This window comes from Variovorax sp. J22G73 (assembly GCF_030317035.1).
GTDB lineage: Bacteria > Pseudomonadota > Gammaproteobacteria > Burkholderiales > Burkholderiaceae_C > Variovorax.
In genome coordinates this window covers 178,925-196,796 of sequence record NZ_JASZYK010000005.1, presented here as the reverse complement: position 1 = coordinate 196,796, position 17,872 = coordinate 178,925, and the positions used below count along the sequence as shown (strand labels likewise).

Annotated in this window: 15 protein-coding genes; 7 read left to right on the top strand and 8 right to left on the bottom strand. The window is 70.3% G+C overall.

Annotated features, from left to right (window positions below):
• Positions 1-11: 11 nt before the first annotated feature.
• Positions 12-1,337 (bottom strand): ABC transporter substrate-binding protein, encoded by a 1,326-nt coding sequence (locus tag QTI51_RS20395; protein WP_116913216.1) that lies wholly within the window; start codon positions 1,335-1,337, stop codon positions 12-14.
• A gap of 199 nt (positions 1,338-1,536) precedes the next feature.
• Between QTI51_RS20395 and QTI51_RS20390 the strand changes: the two genes are divergently transcribed.
• Positions 1,537-3,573, top strand: coding sequence for a helix-turn-helix domain-containing protein (locus QTI51_RS20390; protein ID WP_286515386.1), 2,037 nt, complete (start codon positions 1,537-1,539; stop codon positions 3,571-3,573).
• 63 nt (positions 3,574-3,636) lie between these two features.
• Here QTI51_RS20390 and QTI51_RS20385 read toward each other — a convergent pair whose 3' ends face one another.
• Both QTI51_RS20385 and QTI51_RS20380 read right to left on the bottom strand, forming a co-directional pair.
• The gene (locus QTI51_RS20385; protein WP_286515384.1) at positions 3,637-4,851 is read right to left on the bottom strand and encodes an acetate/propionate family kinase; all 1,215 of its coding nucleotides are present in this window, start codon (positions 4,849-4,851) and stop codon (positions 3,637-3,639) included.
• Between the two features lie 86 nt (positions 4,852-4,937).
• Entirely contained in the window at positions 4,938-5,810 is an 873-nt protein-coding gene (locus QTI51_RS20380) for a LysR family transcriptional regulator (protein WP_286515382.1), read from the bottom strand.
• A 129-nt stretch (positions 5,811-5,939) separates the two neighbouring features.
• Here QTI51_RS20380 and QTI51_RS20375 point away from each other — a divergent pair, with 129 nt between their 5' ends.
• The 3 genes from QTI51_RS20375 (at position 5,940) to QTI51_RS20365 (ending at position 8,736) form a co-directional block, all read left to right on the top strand.
• Positions 5,940-6,383: a VOC family protein gene (locus tag QTI51_RS20375; RefSeq protein ID WP_116911139.1), complete on the top strand. Its 444-nt coding sequence runs from the start codon at positions 5,940-5,942 to the stop codon at positions 6,381-6,383.
• 129 nt (positions 6,384-6,512) lie between these two features.
• Entirely contained in the window at positions 6,513-8,486 is a 1,974-nt protein-coding gene (locus QTI51_RS20370) for a diguanylate cyclase (RefSeq protein WP_286515379.1), read from the top strand.
• Positions 8,464-8,736: a 4Fe-4S dicluster domain-containing protein gene (locus QTI51_RS20365; RefSeq protein ID WP_286515377.1), complete on the top strand. Its 273-nt coding sequence runs from the start codon at positions 8,464-8,466 to the stop codon at positions 8,734-8,736. The genes QTI51_RS20370 and QTI51_RS20365 overlap by 23 nt, the downstream gene beginning before the upstream one ends.
• 33 nt (positions 8,737-8,769) lie before the next feature.
• Here the strand turns inward: QTI51_RS20365 and QTI51_RS20360 are convergent, their stop codons facing one another.
• Positions 8,770-9,993: a DUF2252 domain-containing protein gene (locus tag QTI51_RS20360; RefSeq protein WP_286515376.1), complete on the bottom strand. Its 1,224-nt coding sequence runs from the start codon at positions 9,991-9,993 to the stop codon at positions 8,770-8,772.
• A gap of 186 nt (positions 9,994-10,179) precedes the next feature.
• Between QTI51_RS20360 and QTI51_RS20355 the strand changes: the two genes are divergently transcribed.
• Positions 10,180-10,521, top strand: a complete 342-nt coding sequence (locus QTI51_RS20355) for a hypothetical protein (RefSeq protein WP_286515375.1) — start codon at positions 10,180-10,182, stop codon at positions 10,519-10,521.
• 13 nt (positions 10,522-10,534) lie between these two features.
• On the opposite strand, the gene QTI51_RS20350 is transcribed toward QTI51_RS20355, so the two are convergent.
• Together QTI51_RS20350 and QTI51_RS20345 are read right to left on the bottom strand one after the other, a co-directional pair.
• Complete coding sequence (locus QTI51_RS20350) at positions 10,535-13,201, bottom strand: ImpA family metalloprotease (RefSeq protein WP_286515374.1); 2,667 nt, start codon at positions 13,199-13,201, stop codon at positions 10,535-10,537.
• 510 nt (positions 13,202-13,711) lie between these two features.
• On the bottom strand, positions 13,712-14,788 hold the full coding sequence (locus QTI51_RS20345; protein WP_286515372.1) for an ATP-dependent DNA ligase: 1,077 nt from the start codon (positions 14,786-14,788) through the stop codon (positions 13,712-13,714).
• 125 nt (positions 14,789-14,913) lie between these two features.
• Here QTI51_RS20345 and QTI51_RS20340 point away from each other — a divergent pair, with 125 nt between their 5' ends.
• Together QTI51_RS20340 and QTI51_RS20335 are read left to right on the top strand one after the other, a co-directional pair.
• Positions 14,914-15,696, top strand: a complete 783-nt coding sequence (locus QTI51_RS20340; protein WP_286515368.1) for an exodeoxyribonuclease III — start codon at positions 14,914-14,916, stop codon at positions 15,694-15,696.
• A 197-nt stretch (positions 15,697-15,893) separates the two neighbouring features.
• Positions 15,894-16,346 carry a hypothetical protein gene (locus QTI51_RS20335; protein WP_286515367.1) on the top strand — a complete coding sequence of 151 codons (453 nt, stop codon included), beginning with the start codon at positions 15,894-15,896 and terminating at the stop codon, positions 16,344-16,346.
• Between the two features lie 7 nt (positions 16,347-16,353).
• Here QTI51_RS20335 and QTI51_RS20330 read toward each other — a convergent pair whose 3' ends face one another.
• Together QTI51_RS20330 and QTI51_RS20325 are read right to left on the bottom strand one after the other, a co-directional pair.
• Positions 16,354-17,367 carry an alpha/beta fold hydrolase gene (locus QTI51_RS20330; protein WP_286515364.1) on the bottom strand — a complete coding sequence of 338 codons (1,014 nt, stop codon included), beginning with the start codon at positions 17,365-17,367 and terminating at the stop codon, positions 16,354-16,356.
• A gap of 13 nt (positions 17,368-17,380) precedes the next feature.
• Positions 17,381-17,836, bottom strand: coding sequence for a hypothetical protein (locus QTI51_RS20325; protein ID WP_286515362.1), 456 nt, complete (start codon positions 17,834-17,836; stop codon positions 17,381-17,383).
• Positions 17,837-17,872 lie beyond the last annotated feature (36 nt).

Genomic DNA, 17,872 nt, shown 5'->3' with positions numbered 1-17,872 from the left:
TGTGCCCGGGCTCAGTCGCCCACGCGCCGGATCTGGCTGTGGTTGATCAGCGCGGGCTTCAGCGTCTTCACCCATTCGGCGGACTTCTGCCCCACCGGCGGCGCCACGATGTCGGCCGGGTAGAAGGTCAGTTGCTTGGCCACCGGGAAGGGCTGCGACGCGTCCTTGGCCGTCACGCCGTACAGCTGGCCCTGCAGCGCCTGCCCGTCCTCGCGCAGGCGGATGGGGCGCGAGAGCCCGCGGTATTCCAGCTTGCGCAGCGTGGCCGCGAGCTGGTCGGTGCCGGGCCACTGGCCCTTGTTGTCGGCCAGCGCCCGCTTGTAGGCGCCGGTGGCGGCCTTCAGCGCCTGCACCATGTGGTACACGGCGAAGTTGGGGTAGGCACCCGTGCGCTGCTTGAACTTCTGCACGAAGGCGCGCGCCTCGGGGTCGTTCATGAACTCGGGGTCGGCGAAGTAGCCGTCGCCCACGAAGCCGACGATCACGCCCGGGGGCACCGCGTCGCCCAGCCGCTCGAGCGACGAATCGGCCAGCGGCAGCACGAACTGCGAGCTCTTCAGCAGGCCGCGCTGCGAGGCCTGGCGCAGGAACGTGTCCAGGTCGCCGCCCCAGGCGGTGGACAGCACCACGTCGGGCCGCAGCGCCTGCAGGCGCGTGACCTCGGTGGAAAAGTCGGACGCGCCGAACTTGGGGAACAGCTCGGCCACGATCTTCACGTCGGGCTTGAGCGCCAGCAGCGTGTTGCGAAAGATTTCCCACGAGTCGCGGCCCCAGGCGTAGTCCTGGTTCACCACGGCCAGGGTCTTGAAGTCGGGCCTGGTCTTCAGCAGGTGCAGCACCGCCGCCACCATTTCCATGGTGCCGTTCGGGCCGGTGCGAAACACGTACTTGTAGCGGCGCTCTTCCAGCACCTTCTCGGTGGAGCATTCCCACAGGATGTTGATGACCTTCAGGTCTTCGGCCACCGGTGCCAGCGCATTGCAGTAGCCGCTGGAAATGGCGGAGAGCATCAGCTTTTCGCCCGGCTCCTGGGCCAGGCGGCGGTATTCGGAAAGGAACTTGTCGGCGCCCTGCCCTTCGTCGATCCAGGTCGGGCTGAGCCTGGTGCCGTTGATGCCGCCGGCGGCGTTGAACTCTTCGATCCACATGTCGGCCGCGGCCTTGGCGGGCGCGCCCAGCACCGAGGCCGGGCCGGTCATGAAGGTGCTCATGCCGAGCTTGATCTCGGCCGGGCGCTGCGGCGCGGGCTGGGCGGTGGCCGTCGTAGCCGTGACAGGCAAGGTGGCGAGGGCGAGCAAGGCTGTCCCCCACGCAATGAGTGTGGCAAGCGATTTCACTGGGTTGTCTCCTGTGGTCTCCCACTGTTAATGTGCGAGTGCATGAATCATGTCGGTCGCGTTGCCGATCGCCTATGGCGCATCCACACACTTGTTTCACTGCCTTATGGGCAGTTCGCACATCACCGGTGCAGCCCGGCTTTCAGCGTCAGGGTTTGCACCGAGCTTTGGTGCCCACGGGGCACATCGGGAGAAGTCTTTGAACACATCGGAACCTGTCGCGCACCTGGGGCGCGACCTTGCGCCGGGCGAGCTCCAGTCGGAGCTGCTCGCCATGCTCCAGCGCAACGCCAGCGCGCGCGAGTTCGACGAGATGCTCGAGCGAGTCGAGGCCACGGTGAGCGACCCCGCGCAGCGTTCGCTGCTGGCCGGCAGCATCCGCGCGGCCGTGGCCGTGTTCGAGCAGCAGGCGCTGCAGCAGCGCCGCGAGCGCGGGCTGCTGGTGGTGCTCGAAAGCGCGCACGACCTCACGGCCATTCGCGACCTGGAGCTGGTGCTGCAGGCCATCGTGCGGCGCGCGCGGCAGATTTTTTCGGCCGACATCGGCTACCTCACCAACTTCGACCGCGTGCGCAACGACTTCTACATTCGCGCGACCGAGGGCGCGATTTCAGAGCGCTTCAAGAACGTGCGCGTGCCGCCCGAGCACGGCATCTGCGGCCATGTGCTCAAGCACAAGACGCCGTACCACAGCAGCGACTACCTCACCGACCACGGCTTCGCGCACGAACAGGGCATCGACCTGGCCATCAAGGACGAAGGCGTGCAGTCGCTGCTCGGCGCGCCGCTGATGGTGGGCAACCACTGCATCGGCGTGCTGTGCATCTGCGACCGCCAGCCGCGACGCCATGCGCCGTGGGAGGTCGCGATGCTGTCGACGCTGGCCGCGCAGGCCGCCGTGGCCATCGAGAACGCCCGCCTGTTCCAGGAGGCCCAGGTGGCGCTGCAGCGCGCCAGCGACGCCAACGCCTCGCTGCACCGCCAGGCCGAAGAGATACAGACCGCCGCCGAGGCACACGAGCAGATGACGCGGCTGGTGGCACGCGGCTGCAGCGTGGTCGACATCCTGAACATGGCCGCGTCGATGCTCGGCGTGCACATCGAACTGCTCGACGAGGCCGAGCGGCCCACGCACCGCGCCAGCGTGGCGCCCGCCCACCTGGCCAGCGGGCTGGTCGCGCTGCTGGAGCGCACGCAGGTGCAGGACGCGGTGCACGGCACGCTGACCGAGGGGCGGCGCAGCGGGCGTTCGCACGAGATCGAAGGGGCTGACAGCATCGACGACGGCGCCGAGCGCCATCTGCGCGTGGCCGCGCTGATGGGGGCCGACCGGCTGCTGGGCGCGATGCTGATGCTGTCAGACCGCGCCATGAGCGCCACCGAAATCCGCACCTTCGAGCGCGCCGCGCTGGTCGCGGGCGTGGTGCTGCTGTCGCAGGAGCGCAGCGAGCGGGTGGTGAGCGGCGAATCGGCCGCGGCCATCCGCGCGCTGGTGAGCTGGCAGCAGGAGTCGCTGGCCGCGCTGCAGCTGCGCACGCAACCGCTGGGGCTGGACCTGGGGCTGCCGCTGCGCATGGTGGTGCTGGGCGTGGAAGACCGGCACATCGAGTACGCGCTGCGCCGCATGCGACCGGGCGTGGCGCGCGGCACGCTGCTGGAAGAGTGCGAAGGCTTCATCGTCGCCATCTGCCCCGAGACCGCCTACGAGGCGCTGCGCGCGGCGCTCCAGGCCACGCTGCTGGCCGACGCGCGGCTGGACGCGGTGGGCGTCGGCTCGGCCACGCTGTCGCAGGTCGACGGGCTGCCCGACTGCTTTCGCGCGCTCAAGCGCGGCATCGACATCCTGCGGGCGCTGGGGCGCTCGCACGAGCTGGTGCCGGAGGCGACGCTGTCGATGTATTCACTGCTGTTCGAGCACCGCCGCGCGGCGGATGTCGCGGGCTTCATCGAGGCCACCGTCGGCGACCTGGTGCAGCACGACCAGCGCCGCGGCACCGACCTGGCCGGCACCCTGCTCGCCTACCTGGAGCACGCGCAGAACGCCAAGGCCACGGCCGACTCGCTGCAGATCCATGTGAACACCTTGCGCCAGCGGCTGGAGTCCATCGACAACCTGCTGAGCGACTGGCGCCAGGGCGGGCGCTTTCTGGAGCTGCACGTGGCGCTGCGCATGCACATGCTGCGCCGGACGGTGCATTCGCCGGCGCGGCCGGCGAGCGTGGGCGCGGACCACTGAGGGCGCCCGCGGCAAGCCGCTGGTGCCCTGGCGGGCGCAGCGCACTGAACAGGCGCCGCCCGTTCAGCCCGTGTGCAGCACCCGCGACGTATGCCGGGCGATCACGGCTTCTTCATCGGTGCGCAGCACCCACGCGCTCACCGGGCTTTCGGCGGTGGTGAGCCGCAGGGCGCCGCCGGTGCTGTGCTTGCTGTTCGCCGCCGCATCGACGTTCACGCCCAGCCACTCGCAGTCTTCGAGCACGCGCTCGCGCAAGGCCGCGTCGTTCTCGCCGATGCCGCCGGTGAACACGATGGCGTCCACGCCGCGCAGCGCGCCGGCCAGCAGGCCCATGTGCTGCACCACCTGCTCCGCGAAATGCGCGATGGCCTCGGCCGCGGCGGGTTCGGCCGAGGCCTGCAGCGCGCGCATGTCGCTGGACACGCCCGACAGGCCGAGCAGGCCAGACTCGCGGAACAGCAGCTTCTCGACCGCGTCGGCCGACAGGCCGCGCGCGCGCAGCAGGTACAGCACCACGGCCGCGTCGATGCTGCCGCATCGCGTGCCCATGGTCAGCCCGTCGAGTGGCGAGAACGTCATCGTCGTCGCGACCGAGCGGCCGTGCGCCATGCCGCACATCGACGCCCCGTTGCCCAGGTGCGCGACGATCACGCGCTTGTCGGCCAGCGCGGGCGCAAGGCTGGCGAACTGCGCCACGATCGATTCGTAGGAAAGGCCATGAAAGCCGTAGCGCCGCACGCCCGCGTCGTGCAGCTCGCGGGGCAATGCGAAGCGGCGGTTGACCTCGGGCTGCACCGCATGAAATGCCGTGTCGAAGCAGGCCACCTGCGGCACGCCGCCGAAGGCCTTCATCGCCGCGCGCACGCCGGCCAGGTTGTGCGGCTGGTGCAGCGGCGCGAGCGGCTCCAGCTTGGCGAGCGCGTCGAGCAGCGGCCCGTCGATGCGCACCGGCGCCACGAAGTCGGTGCCGCCGTGCACGATGCGGTGCCCCACCGCTGCGATGCGTTCGCTGGCCGCCTCGTGCGCATGCCATTCGAGCAACGCAGCCAGCGCGCCCTGGTGCGAGGCCTGCGCACCGGCCAGCGGCTCGTCGAGCAGCGATTGCCCTTGCGCGTCGTGCACGCGCAAGCGCGCCTGCAGCCCCGCGCCCAGTCCGTCGGCCTGGCCCGACCAGCGCGCCGAGGGCAATGCGCCGTCGTCACCGGGGTGGGCCGCATCGAACAAGGCGACCTTGATGGACGAGGAGCCCGCGTTGAGCGTCAGCAGCGAATCGGTCATGGGTTCAGGCGTAGTGCGTGTCGAGGCATCGTAGCGGCTCGAAAGCCCGTGGCGATGACGGCGCCCGCTTCATTCCCGCGCCCGCTTCATCCCGGGCTCGCCTCGCACACCAGCTGCGCCAGCAGCCGCGCCGCCGGGCCCATGCTGCGGTTGCCGCGGTGCACCAGCCCGACCTCGCGGTGGAAGGTGTGCGGCCCCAGGTCGATGGCGCGCACCCCCGCCGGCCAGCGGCGGTGGGTCGCGGTCTGCGGCACCAGCGCCACGCCCAGGCCCCGGGCGACCAGGCCCACGATGGCCTCCAGCTCGTCGACCTCGCACACGTCGCGCACGCTGAGGTGCGACGCCCGCAGGAAGCGATCGACCTGCCGCCCGCCGAAAGACACGCGGTCGTAGCGCACGAAGGGCTGGCTCGACAAGATCTCCGCCCAGTCGTCGCCCGCCACATGCCGCGGCACCAGCAGCCTGAACGGCTCGCGCAGCAGCGTGGTCCAGCGCAGGTCGCCGTGCATGGAAAACGGCGGCCTGATGATCAGCGCCATGTCGAGCTCTCCCGCATCGACCTGGTCGGCCAGCCCCATCGACACGCCCGGCACCACGCGCGTGCGCGCGCCCTCGCACTGCTTGTGGAAACGCGCCAGCACGTCGGGCAGCATCGAGCGCTGCACCGACGCGATGGCGCCGATGCCGATGACGCGCGCATCGGGCGCATGCGCCGCCGCGTCCGCGCCCAGGTTGCCATACAACCGCACCAGCTCCTCGGCCTGCGCCAGCGTGTGGCGGCCCGCGTCGTTCAGCTGCGCGGAACGACCGGTGCGGTCGAACAGCGCAAAGCCCAGCTCGGCCTCCAGCCGCTGCATCTGCGCGCTGACCGCCGCCTGCGTGAGGCCGATCTTGTCGCCCGCGGCGGAGAAGGTGCCCTCGCGCGCCACGGCGATCAGGGTCTTGAGCTCCCGAATCATTCATCAACCCTTTCGATGCTCGAGACAAATATATATTGATTTTGTTTTTGCTCTGGGGCTCCTACGATCCGGGCCGAGCCAGTCGTTTCACCTGGTTCTTCCGATTCATCCACAAGAAAGCCCACGCCCATGAAGGCCCCCGCCTCGAACCCCGACATGCTGTCCCCCTTCCATCTCGCGTTCCCGGTGCACGACCTGGCGCTGGCGCGCAAGTTCTACGGCGAGACGCTGGGCTGCCCCGAAGGCCGCAGCTCGCCCGAGTGGATCGACTTCAACTTCTACGGCCACCAGATCGTGGCGCACCTCGCGCCCGAGGCCGCGGGCACGGCGCAGCTCAACGCGGTGGACGGCCACGGCGTGCCGGTGCGGCACTTCGGCATCGTGCTGCCGATGGCCGAGTGGGAGGCCGCCGCCGCGCGGCTGGAGGCCCACGGCACCGAGTTCGTCATCGCGCCCTACATCCGCTTCAAGGGCGAGCCGGGCGAGCAGGCGACCATGTTCTTTCTCGATCCGTCGGGCAATGCGCTGGAGCTGAAGGCGTTCTCGGACATCGGAAGGCTGTTCGCGAAGTAGCAGCTCCGTGGAGCGGAGGCCACGGGTCGGCCAAGCGGGCCGGACCGGCCAGGCGGGCGCGCGGGAGGGGGGTGCCGGGGGCGACGACAATCTGTCGCTCCTACCCACCACTCGCTGCACATCCGGATGATGTTCCGCCTCCCCCGCCACGCGGGCCTTGCGCTCGCATGGCGCCTGTTCCAGGCACCTGCATTTGCTGCATTTGCATGGGCACTTGCCTTTGCACTGACCCTGGCCCTGTCGCTGTTCCTGCCGACCCAGGCCTCCGCCCAGCCGGCCGGCGCATCCGGTGCGCAGGCCACACCCACACCTACCCCCACGCTGCAAGCCCCGCTGGAACCGCTGCGCGTCTCGCGCCAGCCCCAGGGCCTGCCGGCCGTGCGGCACCTGCAGTTCTTCGAGGACACCACCCGCGCCCTCGGCATCGAGCAGGTGCGCACCCCGCCGCAAGAGGCGCGCTTCACGCTGCCCGACGATCCGCTGCGGGGCAAGGAGTCGGACCGGGTGCTGTGGTTCAAGCTGCAGATGCAGCTGGCCGACCCCGGCGACGCCGCCGACGCGCAGCGCGACTGGCTGATGCTGGTGCCCACCGTGTCCACCCACGACCTGCGCTTCTACGGCCCCTTCGACGCCGACGGCCATGCGCTGGCCGAGCCCGTGGTCACCGGCATGCGCCACCCGTGGGCGACCCGGCCTGCGGCCTCCGAGCAGATGGCGTGGCGCTTTCGCCTGCCAGGGCCGGGCACGTACACGGCCTACTTCCGGGTGGAATCGACCTTCGCGCGCATCTACGACGTCAGCATCTGGGAGCCGGCCGACTACCTGCAGTCGACGCAAGACAAGCGCATGTTCGACGGCGTGAGCTACGGCCTGCTCATCGGCCTGATGGTGTACGGGCTGGTGCTGTTCCTGGTGTTCGGCGAAGGGCTGTACGCCTACTACATGCTGTCTTGCGCCTGCGGCCTGCTGGCGCTGGGCAGCATCAACGGCCACGCCCTGCGCTACCCCTTCGCGCACTGGCCCGAGGCCGCCGGCATCGCCTACACCGCGGGGCCGGCGCTGTGGGCCATCTGCAAGCTGCAGTTCGGCCGGCGCCTGCTGCGGCTGCGCCACTTCGCGCCGCCGCTGGACCGGCTGGTGCAGGCCTTCACGCTGACGCTGGCGCTCGCCATTCCGTACGCGCACTGGGGTTCCCACCCGCTGCTGACCTTCAGGCTGGTGCAGCTGTCGGTGGTGGCCTCCACGGTGGTGATGGTGGTGGGCGCGCTGGCCGCGATGCGGCGGCGCTACTGGCCGGCGGTGCTCTACTTCTTCGGCGTGGCGCTGCTGCTGGCCGGCGTGGGCACCATCGTGCTGCCGAGCTGGGGCTGGACCACCTGGGCGCCCAACCAGATGAACGTGTCGCAGGGCGCGCTGGTGGCCGAGCTGGTGGTGTTCGCGGTGGCCATGGCCTCGCGCCTGCGGCTGGTGCTGCGCTCCGAACAGGCGCTGACCGCGCGCACGCAGCAGCTGGTGGAAGCGCTGGGCACCGACGCGCTCACCGGCGCCACCAGCCGCACCGGCCTGGAGAGCCGCGGCGAGGAATGGCTGCGCGAAGGCCGGCCGTTCGCGCTGATGCTGCTCGACCTGGACGGTTTCAAGGGCGTGAACGACGCGCACGGCCACGCGGCCGGCGACGCCGTGCTGCTGGCCACCGCGCAGCGGCTGCGCCAGCAGCTGCGCGCGGACGACGTGGTGGCGCGCCTGGGCGGCGACGAGTTCGCGGTGCTGGTGCTGGGCAGCCCGTCGCGCGACACCCTGGCGGCGATGGCCCAGCGCATGGTCGATGCCTGCGCGATGCCGGTGGACTTCGAAGGGCGCCCGGTGTCGGTCGGCATGAGCCTGGGCATCGCCCGCCAGCCGGAAGACCGCGCCGGCCAGGACGGCACGCCGGGCGACACCCTGGCCGCCCTGCTGCGCGCGGCCGACCGAGCGATGTACCACACCAAGCAGCAGCGCACAGGCCCGGCCTTCACTTTCGCGGCCGACCTGGCCAACCTTGCCGGCACGCAGGCGCAGCGGCCGGTGCAAGAATCGCTTCATGAGCGACACGCCACGCAGTGACCCGGCCGGCCCGACGCAACGCCCCCCGCGCCCGTACAGGCCCGGCTGGCTCCCCGACGTGGCCACCGCGCGCTGCACGGGCTGCGGCTGGTGCGTGGCCGCCTGCGACCTTCATCTGCTGAGCCTGGAGGTCACGCAAGGGCGCAAGGCCTCGGTGCTGCACGATGCCGAGCGGTGCACCGGCTGCAGCGACTGCGCCGTGACCTGCCCGTTCCACGTGATCACGATGCGCAAGAGCCACGCGGCCTGAAGCGAGCCCGCGGGCTCGGGTTCACCGTGAGGCTCAGGCCCCGATGGCCTTGGCGTCGTAGGCCTCGCTGTATGCCTTCCAGTCCTTCTCGACCTCGGCGGCGCATTGGTGGGCCGCCGCCAGCAGGTCGCCGCGCCACGACGCGGCCGAGCCCCCGAAGTCGATCAGCGCATCCGCGATGGCCGAGCCTTGCCGGCCCGCGCTGCGCAACTGCGCCCACGCCATGAGCTGCCCCATCTGGCCGATGACGCCGCCGATCTGCGCCAGGCTGCTGCGGCGCACGTCGAGGTTCACGCGGTCTTCGCTGGGCTGCAGGCCGCGCAGCACGTAAGACGCATCGCCCTTGACTCCCACGTCGGCCGCCACGACCGGTTGCAGAAACGCCATCGACACCGCCTGCATCCGCCGCTGCAAGGCCACCACCCGGTGCGCCTGCGACGGCCATGCCGGCTGCTTCAGCGCAAGGTGCGGCGCAAGCGACGACGGCAGCGCCTGCTTCAGGTCGAGCAGGTAGTTGGCGTCGGGCGAGCCCTTGCCTTCCACCAGCACGATGTAGCGCTCCACCCCCAGGCTGCCGGTGCCCGCGATGCGCCGCGCCACGTCGAGCACCTTGAAGAAGCCCGACTTGTCCTGTGCGGCGGCGAAGCTGTCGACGAGCTTCACGACCTTGGCGCGCGCCTCGTCGCTCGCGGCCAGCGCGTGCTTGCCGTCGCAGCGAATGACGCGACCGTGCGCCTTCTTGTCGGTGCGCTTGTCCAGGAAGGCCGGGCGGCTGCGCGCCTTCAGCGTGTCGAGCAGGTCGCGCACCAGGCCGTCCGCCGTGTCGCGCTCCACCCAGCGCGCCTTGCCGAGCACCAGCGCGGCCGCGTAGGCATCGAGAAAGGTGCCGCACAGCGCCTGCGCGTCGGCGGGCGTGGCGCGCAGGGCGTCGCCCGCCACAAGAATGCTCGACAAGAAGCGCACCAGCTCCCACGTGACCGGCGCGAGCGCGGCTTCGTCGAAGTCGTTCAGGTCGAAGTACACCAGCCGGTTGTCGCCCTTGTAGCTGCCGAAGTTCTCCAGGTGCGCGTCGCCGCACAGCCAGCCCGCGGGCGCCTTGGAAAACAGCGCGTCCGGCGGCAGGCGGTCGTAGAACAGGTGGCAGGTGCCGCGCAGGAAGACGAAGGCGTTGCTGCGCAGGTTGGCGTACTTCATCGCCAGGCGCTCGGGGTCCCGGCCGGCGTTGAAGTTGCGGATGGTGTCGACGACGTTGGGCATGGGGGGCTCTCGCTTCGGGCACGCGCGGCGCGCGGTGCATGTCGCGTCGATTCTGCGGCAGGACCGGCGGCTGGAGTACGGCGCATCCGGCGCGCGATGGCGGTGCAGACCTACAAACGGCCGGGGGGCGAGGCCCGATAACTCTGGTCGCCCCCACCCCTTCTATCCTGACCGTTCAGACACACCATGCCCGAAGAACGCGACCCTGCCCTCGCCGCCTGGATGGCCGCCGAAAGCGCCGCCTACACCGCCATCCACGCGCTCTACCAGCGAACGCAGGGAGGCCGCTTCAGCGCCCCCGACGCCCGCATCGAGCAGATTGCCCGGCTGCGCAAGGAGGCGGACGTGCGCTTCGCCAGCTTGTGGGGCGCGCTCGGCACCGCGGCCCAGCCGCGCGTCGCTGTCGCCGTTGCCGGTGCTGTTGCCGTCTCGCCCGAGCCGGTGCGCGCGGTGGCGATGGGCCAGCTCATCGAACTGCGCTCGCGCGCAGCCGCGGAGCCGGTGGAAAAGCGCCGAAGCCTGGGCTGAAGCCCGCGGTCGCTCAGAACGGCCAGACGGGGTTCGGGCTGGTCATGTCGATGCGCACGACCGTGCCGTGGTCGTTGGTGACGCGGTTGGCATAGAAGCGCGGCGTTTCCTTCGCGAACCCGTAGCTGTCGACCTGGGCCGCCGCCGCGGCGGTATAGCGAACACCCCACAGGTCGAACATCGCGCGCTGGTCTCTCTGGGTGATGAACGACAGCGTGATCAGCAGGTTGTCGTTGCCGTCGACCGAAGGGCGGTCGGCATAAGTGCTGTAGCCCAGGCGGTTCTTGTAGGTGGCCCAGTCGCTTTTCTCGAACTGGCGCTGGTGCAGATACAGCAGCGTGAAAAGCTCCCACCCGCGCGCGGGGTCGCCGGTGCGTTCTTCCCAGTAATGCACCCACTGCACGTAGAAGGCCATGCGCTCCCCGTTCTGCACGGCATAGGCGTCCGAGCCCCAGATTCGCTGGTAGGCGCCGTCGACCTTGTCGCTCTCGGCGCTCGCGGCCTTGATCATGTCGAAGGCCGAGCGGTAGTTGACCCGGGCGTCCTCGTCGTTCCCGCCCAGCTCCCTGTAGATGCGCCACTTCTTGTGCAGCGGGAACATGTTGTTCGACACCTCGCCACTGCGCCCGGCGTACACGTTCAGCATGCCTTTCTGCAGGTTGTGCCCCAGCTCGTGGCTCTCGCCCCAGCCGCGCGGCCCCACGCCCCAGCTCTGGTCGTAGGGGTTGCCCGAGCAGCCGGCGCCGCAGGCCGCATACGCATCGGCGTTGATGTGCTGCACGCCCGGGCCCTTGTGCCAGGCGTCGCTGGTGCAGTCCCACTGCTGGCCGGTGCAGAAGGCCTGCACCGCGGCGGGCAGGCTCTTGCCCGCGAGGCGGAAGCCCGCGAGCGCGTAGGCGTCTTCGAAAAACAGGGTGCGCAGCTCCGAGATGTAGCGGACCAGGTCGCTGCTGTAGCCGCCGGCCTTCAGCGCCTCTTTCATCTTGTCGACCCGCGTGTGGATCTCCACGCCGGCCAGCTTGATCTCGGCCCAGTCGAACGCCCCCTGGTTCAACGCGGCGACGAACGCCTGCGTATCGGCGCTGCGCGTCAGGTCCAGGAACGGGTGCTGCGCCACGCCCCGCAGGCGCAGGCGCACCACCGCGCCGGCCTGCGCACCGCTGTACGACAGCTGCAGCGTGCCGCCGTACGGGCTGGTCACCTGCAGCGGCCGGTTCACGGTGAGCGCCATGGCCGGGCTCGCCAGAAAGCGCGGGCGGTCGTACGAAGTCCACATGCGCGTGGAACCGCCGCGCTGGGTGTTCAGGCGCAAGGCGACGCGGGCCCCGCCGGCGTCCAGCACCTCGGCGGTGAGTGCCTTGCCCGGCACGGCGAAGCGGCCGACGGCGGTGAAGCCGCTTTCCGCCGGCAGGGTCAGCTCGACGACCTCGTCGGCCGATGACACCGCGAGCCCGGCCGACCCGCTGCCCATGAAGCTGCCCAGGTCCGGCTGCGCCGTGCCCGCGGGGCGCGCGTACGCGACCAGGCTGTCGGCCACCGCCGCCTGCTGGAACGCCTGCGGCTGGCGGGCCCTGTCGAGCGGGTACTTGATCTGCTGCCGAACGACGTCGGCCCACAGCGCGGCGAGGCGCAGCACCAGCGTGTTCGGCGTGGCGAACAGGCTGCGGCCGTTGCCGCTCAGCGTGTCGAGCTGCGAGCGCAGGCTGTTCGCCGGGTCCAGCAGTTCGGCGTTCAGGCCGGGCACACCGTTGCAGTCATCGCCCGCGCATGCGCTCCAGTCGTAGTCGGTGCGCCATGTGTTCGCGGCCATCTTGCCGAGCAGCGGCAGCACGGCGTCGAACGGGTCCAGCAGCTTCTGGTTCACCGAGGCGCCGCGGCCCGCGGCCACCGAGTCTTCCGAAAAGTAGTTGCCCGAATAGCCGTCCGACCTCAGGCCCATGCCGGCCAGCATCTGCTGCCCCGACTCGCTCACGGCCCATCCGTTGGTGTGAAGGTAGAGCACGGGCTTGCCGGCCGCGAGCATGGCGCCGACGCGCGCTTCGAGATCGGGCGCCGGCGCCACGCCGGAGCCGACGATGAGCAACTGCGCGCCCTGCACGCACCCCGGCGTGGCCATGAAGTCGCAGGCCGCGCTGCTGGCGCGCACGCCCGCCTTGGCGAGGCCCGCGGCCGCGCGGCGCGTGTCGATGCCGGCCAGCCCGACCACCAGCGGCTCGGGCAGCGCGGCATCGGCGTCTCCTAGCACCAGCCAGCTCAGCAGGCGCTTGAACACGGGCGCATGGGCCAGGTTGCTGCCGCCGTCGAACTGCGCCAGCACATCGGTGCCGTAGCCCGCCGCGCGCCCCGCGGCTGGCGTGGCCAGACTGGCGAGCATCTGCCCCTTGTCTCCGACCACCAGCGGCTGCGCCGCCTCGCCCGAGATCGGCATGACGAGCTGGCTGCTGCGGCCGACCTGGTATTCGCTGCTCGCGTTGCCGTAGATGCTGGCGGCCCGATCGCGCTGCGCGTCGGCGATTTGCCGGGCGGTCTTGCGGGCGCAGAGCGCCAGCGGCGCGGGATCGGTCAAGCCCGTGGCATCGCCCGTCTGCACGGCCTTGTCGATCTCGGGCGCGCAGAAAGAAGGAACGATCACCGGGGCCACCACCGCGTCATCGGGCGGGAGCGGAACGGGGTCCGCCACGTGGGCAGCGTCCGGCGGCGCGTCGGTGCCGGCGGCCGTGCCCGGCGGAACGAAAGCGACCCCGCCCTGCCCGCCCCCACCGCCTCCTCCTCCGCCACCTCCTCCACCGCCACATCCCGCCGCAAGAAAAGCACACAGCGCCAGCGCGCTCCAATACCGAAGACCGAGTCTCATCGTTCGAAAATTCCAGTGGGCGAACGAGGCAGGCGTGGCAGTGCCAGGCGGGCGAAAACGCCGCTGGGCACCACCGATGGATTTCCTCCAGTCCCTCGCTCTTCAAGACCTGGCACCGGTGCCTGTCGCGTCTCCGCCCGGTGCTTTTTTGTTGGCTCTGCGCGGCTTTGCGCCATCGAATGGCGGTCGGCGTTTTTGTGCAGATTTGTGAAGATATGTCAAAAATTGCAGATGGCCAACGGCATTTGCTTCGGCGTCGCCGATGCCCCGCGCCGATGGAAATGAAAGTACGCAGCAGCGCGCAGTGGCTGTTGCGAAATTGCCGACGGAGCGACCCTACGCGCTGAACACGCGCGCCAGTTCGTACGGCGGCGCCACCTCGAGCTGTGCGTAGGTGCATTCGGCGGGCGGCTTGTCCGCGCGCCAGCGCAGGAAAGTCGTGCCGTGGCGAAAGCGCCGCCCCTGCAGGTGGTCGTACTTCACCTCGCACACGCGCTCCGTGCGCAGCGGCACCCACGACAGGTCCTTGCCCGAACTCCAGCGGCTTTGCGCTCCGGGCATGCGGTGCGCATCGTCGTTGGCATCGCTCGCCCAGCCTGCCCACGGATGGCCTGGCAGCGCGCGCTTGCGCAGCGGCGCCAGTTCCTTCGCCAGGTCCTGGCGCGCCTGCATGCCGAACGACGACGTCATGCCCACGTGCTGCAGCACGCCCGCGTCGTCGTACAGCCCCAGCAGCAGCGAGCCGACCGCCTCGGGCCCGCCCTCGACCGTGCTCTTGTGCCAGCGCAGCCCCGCCACCACGCAGTCCGCCGCGCGCACATGCTTGACCTTGAACATCGCCCGCTTGCCCGGCTGGTACGTCGCATCGGCGGGCTTGACCATCACGCCGTCGAGCCCGGCGCCCTCGAAGTGCCGCAGCCAGCGCGCGGCGAGCGCGCGGTCGGTGGTCATGGGCGTGAGCCGCAAGGGCGGCCGCGCCTCGGCCAGCAGGGCCTCCAGCAGCATCCGGCGCTCGGCCTGCGGCCGCGCCATGCAGTCGACGCCATCGAGCCGCAGCAGGTCGAAGGCCACGAAGGCGGCCGGCGTCTCGGCGGCCAGCCGCGCGACGCGCGATGCGGCGGGATGCACGCGCTGCTGCAGCGCGTCGAAGTCCAGGCCCCGCGGCGTGGCGACGACGATCTCGCCGTCGAGCACGCAACCGGCCGGCAGCCATTCGGCCAACACCGCGTGCAGGTCCGGAAAGTAGCGGTCCAGCGGCTTGGCATCGCGGCTCTGGATGCGCACGCCGCCCGCGTCGTGGAACACGATGGCCCTGAAGCCGTCCCACTTCGGCTCAAACAGGAAGTCGCCGCTGTCGGGCAGCCGCTCGGCCACCTTGGCCAGCATCGGCAGGATCGTCCGGGGGGTTTTCATCGGCCAAGAAGATGCGTTGTCCGACGCGCGGCGGGAAGGCGAAGGCCGGAAGATGGCGACATCCTTTTTCCACTGCTGCCGGCCCAGGCCTAGCTTCCGGTTCCGGTCCCTGCATTGCGCATGTGATGAAGATCGCCACCTTCAACATCAACGGCATCAACAGCCGGCTGGAGCGCCTGCTCGAATGGCTCGCCGAGTCGAAGCCCGACGTCGCCTGCCTGCAGGAGCTGAAGTCGCCGAACGACAAGCTCCCCATCGACGCGATCCACTCGGCCGGCTACGGCATCGTCGCGCACGGGCAGCGGTCGTGGAACGGCGTCGCCATCCTGGCGCGCGGGCGCGAGCCCATAGAAACCGGCCGCGGCCTGCCCGGCATGGAAGCCGACCCGCAGAGCCGCTACCTCGAGGCGACGGTCGGCGGCGTGCTGGTCGGCTGCCTCTACCTGCCCAACGGCAACCCGCAGCCGGGCCCCAAGTTCGACTACAAGCTGCAGTGGTTCGAGGCCTTCAACAAGCATGCGAAGAAGCTCTTCGCCTGCGGCCTGCCCGTGGTGCTGGCCGGCGACTACAACGTGGTGCCCACCGACGCCGACATCTACAACCCTGCGTCGTGGCGCGACGACGCGCTGCTGCAACCCGAGAGCCGCGCGGCCTTCGCGCAACTGTCGAAACAGGGCTGGACCGACGCCGTGCGCGCCTGCCACCCCGGCCGCGTGCCCTTCACCTTCTGGACCTACTGGCGCAACCGCTTTCCGCGCGACGCCGGGCTGCGCATCGACCACCTGATGCTGAACGCCGAGCTCGCGCCCATGCTGCGCAATGCCGGCGTGGACCGCGACGTGCGCGGGCGTACCGGTGCGAGCGACCACGCGCCGACGTGGGTGGAACTGGACGTGCCGACGGCCTGAAGCTTGAAGGGAAAGCTCGAGTGGAAAGTCGCTGCCGGCGCTGCGCGCCAACACGCGGTCAGCGAAAAGTTTTCACCCTTTTCACCCTTCGCACGCTTGTATATTCGCCCGGCCGACAAGGCACGAGGGCGCCGTCTTCCGCGTGAAAACCGTGGCAGTCCGCGGCGCCGCATCCAGAAAAATCCAGGGCGAATCCCATGCATCCCATCCAGAAAAAAGCCGGCAGCCTCGCTGCCTTCCTTCCCGCGTTTCCGCTGCTGGTCGCAGCCGCCTTTTGGCACGCCGGCGCACAGGCCGACGAGGCCGCGCCGGTGCAGAGCTACAACGCGATCGTCGCGGCCTACAAGGCCGACCCGCAGCAGGCCGCGAGCACGTACACGCAAAAGCGCCTGGCGTTCAGCGGCCGCGTGATGCGCATGGGCAGCGACGCGGGCACCACCTATTTCGGCGCGATGACCGACGACGGCGCGCAGTTCGACACCCACTTCGCGGTGAGCGACCAGGAGGCCTTGAAACCGAAGTTCACCGGCCAGAAGATGACGCCGTTCCAGCTCTCGTCGAGCCTGGTGTTCGATTGCCTGAACGAAGGCTTCCAGGCCAGCGCGCTGGTGCCCTCGCCCAAGCTCGTGCAGTGCCGGCTGGTGAAGTGAAGCGGGGTCACGGTGAAGCGGGCGCGGGGCCGAGCGCGCGCACCTGCCGCACCACGGACAACACGGCATCGACCACCGCATCGGGCTCGTCGAACTGAATGTCGTGGCCCGCGTTCGGCAGCAGCCGGTGCGTGCCGCGCGTCGACCATGTGGCGATGTCGTCGTGCATCTGCTTCCACAGGGCCTGCACCTCCTTGCCCTGCGCCGGCGTGATCTTCATGCCGTGCAGTTCGCTCTCGGTGTAGGGCGCCATCGCGGTGAGCACCACCAGCGGGCGGTCGCCCAGTTCTCGAAATGCGCCGGCTTCGGCCAGCGTGCGTTCGGTGGCGTCGCTTTCGGCCAGCTCCGCGCGAAACGACAGCGGCGCGAAGGCGCGGATGGCGGCCACCTCCTGCTCGGACTGGTGCGGCATCCGCGGCAGTAGCCGGGGCGCAGCCACCCGCAGCAGGCCCGTCCAGCCCAGCCGCAGGAACAGGCGCGACAGCGGCGATCGCTTTTCCACCATGTACTGCGCCACGCGCGCCGCCTGGTCGGGATGCGAAGGGTCGACCAGCACCAGCCCCGCCACCTGCGCACCGTAGTAGCGCGTGAAGCTCACCACGTACGGCCCGCCGATGGACTGGCCCACCATCACGAAAGGCCCGCGCTCGCCGGCGGCGGTCAACGCGGCGTGAAGGTCTTGCGCCACCTGCTTGGCGCTGGAGGGTTCGCTCGACGCGTCGCTCCACATCAGGCCCGCGCGGCTGTAGGCGCAGGCCCGCGTGTGCGCCGCCACCTTCGGCTGCACGGCCGCCCAGTCGAGCGCGCCGGCCACGCTCTGCCCCGCTTCGAACACCACGGTGGGCGAGCCGCTGCCGCGGCAGTCGAGCTGGGTGCGGCGCCCGCCGATGTCGACCATGCGCCCCGGCGGTGGAAAGTCGCGCGCGGCGCGAAAGCGCCCGACCTGTTCATAGACCACACCCACCAAGCCCGCGAGCACAGCCAGCCCGACGATCACCGCTGCGCCCGGGCCGATGCGCATGGCCACCGCCGCGTCAGACGGGCGGAAACTGGAAGATCAGCTCCTGCAGCATCGAATGCACCACCGGCGGCGACCAGAACGGGTCGAGCGTCTTGTCGCCCAGCGCGGGAATGCCGTTGCGCCAGCAGCGCCAGGTGGCGTGCACCTCGCCGGTCTCGATGTTGCCGGTGAACACCACCTCGTTGAGCCGCCCGCCCTGCGCGCCCCATCTAAAACCCACGTGGGGCGGCGCGTCGCGGTTCAGGCCGCCCAGGCCCTCCTCGCGGTCGACGTAGCACTCGGCCGCGTCGCCCAGCTTGGCGTCGATGTACGCGGCGAACTCGCAGAACACCGGGTAGGCCAGTTCGTTGAGCCGCTGCGCCATGCGCCGCGCCCGCCGGGTGCGGTCGGCCACGTCGGTGTCTTGCCGGGGCTCCAGCAGCCTTGCGTCGAAGTAGCTGTCGAGCAACTGGAATTTCGAACCGTTCATCGCTTCCCTTTCGGCAGTGCAGGTATGCAGGTCATT

What these genes read in the sequence shown, in the direction of transcription:
- QTI51_RS20330 (WP_286515364.1), bottom strand. Translation starts at nt 17,367, where the DNA reads ATGCGCATCGGCCCGGGCGCAGCGGTGATCGTCGGGCTGGCTGTGCTC.
- QTI51_RS20345 (WP_286515372.1), bottom strand. Translation starts at nt 14,788, where the DNA reads ATGAAAACCCCCCGGACGATCCTGCCGATGCTGGCCAAGGTGGCCGAG.
- QTI51_RS20335 (WP_286515367.1), top strand. Translation starts at nt 15,894, where the DNA reads ATGCATCCCATCCAGAAAAAAGCCGGCAGCCTCGCTGCCTTCCTTCCC.
- QTI51_RS20365 (WP_286515377.1), top strand. Translation starts at nt 8,464, where the DNA reads ATGAGCGACACGCCACGCAGTGACCCGGCCGGCCCGACGCAACGCCCC.
- QTI51_RS20325 (WP_286515362.1), bottom strand. Translation starts at nt 17,836, where the DNA reads ATGAACGGTTCGAAATTCCAGTTGCTCGACAGCTACTTCGACGCAAGG.
- QTI51_RS20355 (WP_286515375.1), top strand. Translation starts at nt 10,180, where the DNA reads ATGCCCGAAGAACGCGACCCTGCCCTCGCCGCCTGGATGGCCGCCGAA.
- QTI51_RS20375 (WP_116911139.1), top strand. Translation starts at nt 5,940, where the DNA reads ATGAAGGCCCCCGCCTCGAACCCCGACATGCTGTCCCCCTTCCATCTC.
- QTI51_RS20360 (WP_286515376.1), bottom strand. Translation starts at nt 9,993, where the DNA reads ATGCCCAACGTCGTCGACACCATCCGCAACTTCAACGCCGGCCGGGAC.
- QTI51_RS20340 (WP_286515368.1), top strand. Translation starts at nt 14,914, where the DNA reads ATGAAGATCGCCACCTTCAACATCAACGGCATCAACAGCCGGCTGGAG.
- QTI51_RS20380 (WP_286515382.1), bottom strand. Translation starts at nt 5,810, where the DNA reads ATGATTCGGGAGCTCAAGACCCTGATCGCCGTGGCGCGCGAGGGCACC.
- QTI51_RS20370 (WP_286515379.1), top strand. Translation starts at nt 6,513, where the DNA reads ATGTTCCGCCTCCCCCGCCACGCGGGCCTTGCGCTCGCATGGCGCCTG.
- QTI51_RS20385 (WP_286515384.1), bottom strand. Translation starts at nt 4,851, where the DNA reads ATGACCGATTCGCTGCTGACGCTCAACGCGGGCTCCTCGTCCATCAAG.